The sequence below is a fragment of the Myroides albus genome, from assembly GCF_009711045.1.
In the GTDB taxonomy this organism is placed as follows: Bacteria; Bacteroidota; Bacteroidia; order Flavobacteriales; family Flavobacteriaceae; genus Flavobacterium; species Flavobacterium album_A.
Map to the genome: position 1 here is coordinate 1 of NZ_WMJX01000104.1, position 2,218 is coordinate 2,218.

Consider the following 2,218-nt stretch of genomic DNA (forward strand, 5'->3'; position numbering starts at 1 on the left):
ATACAAAAGAGGGTGACCTTTTGGGACACCCTCTTTTTTATGTCAGTAAATTACTGACGAAATAGGATTGATTTAGTCGATGAGTAAATGAAGTAGTGACATTATGGCATTATGAAATGGTTAAAACTGACTAAAAACCGACAAATAGTTCTTTTTTTTCTGTTGGCACAAAGATTGTCTAATCAGTAAGCGAGTTGCAAACTCATTAAAAGAATTGTAAAAAATAAACTATAAAAGATATTATGAGTAAAATAATTGGTATTGACTTAGGGACTACGAACTCATGTGTTTCAGTAATGGAAGGTAATGAACCAGTAGTAATTTCAAATGCAGAAGGAAAAAGAACTACACCTTCAGTTGTAGCATTTGTAGAAGGAGGAGAAATAAAAGTTGGAGATCCTGCAAAACGTCAGGCAGTAACTAACCCAACTAAGACTGTTGCTTCTATTAAGAGATTTATGGGAGAAAAATTCAGTTCAGCTGGTAAGGAAGTTGATGCTGTACCATACAATGTAGTGAAAGGAGATAATGATACACCACGTGTAGATATCGATGGTCGTTTATATACTCCACAAGAGATTTCTGCAATGACTCTTCAAAAAATGAAGAAAACAGCAGAAGATTTCTTAGGACAAGAAGTTTCAGAAGCTGTAATTACAGTACCAGCATATTTTAATGATGCACAACGTCAAGCGACTAAAGAAGCTGGTGAAATTGCAGGATTAAAAGTAAGACGTATTATTAACGAGCCTACTGCGGCTGCGTTAGCATACGGATTAGATAAAAAAGGAACAGACCAAAAAGTAGTAGTATATGACTTAGGTGGTGGTACATTCGATATCTCTATCCTTGAGTTAGGAGACGGTGTATTCGAAGTATTATCTACTAATGGAGATACTCACTTAGGAGGAGATGACTTTGACAACGTAATCATCAATTGGTTAGCAGACGAGTTTAACGCTGCTGAAGGAGTAGATTTACGTAAAGATGCTATGGCATTACAACGTTTAAAAGAAGCTGCTGAGAAAGCAAAAGTTGAGTTGTCATCTGCTACACAGACAGAGATTAACTTACCTTATGTTACAGCTACGGCTTCAGGACCAAAACACTTGGTACAAACATTGACAAGAGCTAAATTTGAGCAATTATCAGATGATTTAGTACGTCGTTCTATGATTCCTTGTGAGAAAGCTTTAAAAGATGCAGGTTTATCTAAATCTGATATCGATGAGGTAATCTTAGTAGGAGGATCTACGCGTATCCCAAGAATCCAAGAAGAAGTAGAAAAATTCTTCGGTAAAAAACCACACAAAGGAGTTAACCCAGACGAGGTTGTAGCTATTGGTGCTGCTATCCAAGGAGGTGTATTAACAGGAGATGTAAAAGACGTATTATTATTAGACGTTACACCACTTTCATTAGGTATCGAAACTATGGGAGGTGTATTCACTAAATTGATTGAGTCTAACACAACGATTCCTACTAAGAAATCTCAAGTGTTCTCTACTGCTGCAGATAACCAACCATCGGTTGAAATCCACGTATTACAAGGAGAAAGACCAATGGCTAACGATAACAAGACAATCGGTCGTTTCCACTTAGATGGTATTCCACCAGCACAAAGAGGGGTGCCTCAAATCGAAGTAACTTTCGATATTGATGCTAACGGTATTATCAAAGTATCTGCTACAGATAAAGGAACTGGTAAATCTCACGATATTCGTATCGAAGCTTCATCTGGATTAACTGAAGAAGAAATCCAAAGAATGAAAAAAGAGGCAGAAGCAAATGCTGATGCTGATAAAAAAGCGAAAGAAACAGTAGATAAAATCAACGAAGCTGATGGTATGATTTTCCAAACAGAAAAACAACTAAAAGAATTCGGAGATAAGTTATCTGAAGGAAATAAATCTAATATCGAAGGTGCTTTAGAGGAGTTGAAAAAAGCGTACGAAACAAAAGATATCGACACTATTCAACCAGCTTTAGACAAAATCAATGAGGCTTGGAAAGCAGCTTCTGAAGAAATGTACAAAGCACAAGCTGAAGGACAACAAGCAGGTCCTCAACAAGGACAGCCAAACCAAGGAGGTGACAACAATGCTTCTGATGGTGCACAAGATGTAGATTACGAAGAGGTAAAATAAGAACCCTTAAGTTATTTATAGTTATAATTGAGAAGAGGCTGTCTAAAAAGCCTAAAAAACAAAACCCCGTC

1 protein-coding gene is annotated in these 2,218 nt (G+C 36.9%); it reads left to right on the top strand.

The window, feature by feature from the left end; all coding sequences use genetic code 11:
• Positions 1-242: 242 nt before the first annotated feature.
• A complete protein-coding gene (dnaK, locus tag GJV76_RS15445) occupies positions 243-2,147 on the top strand; it encodes a molecular chaperone DnaK (RefSeq protein WP_155093474.1) in 1,905 nt (634 codons plus the stop codon).
• Positions 2,148-2,218: the final 71 nt, after the last annotated feature.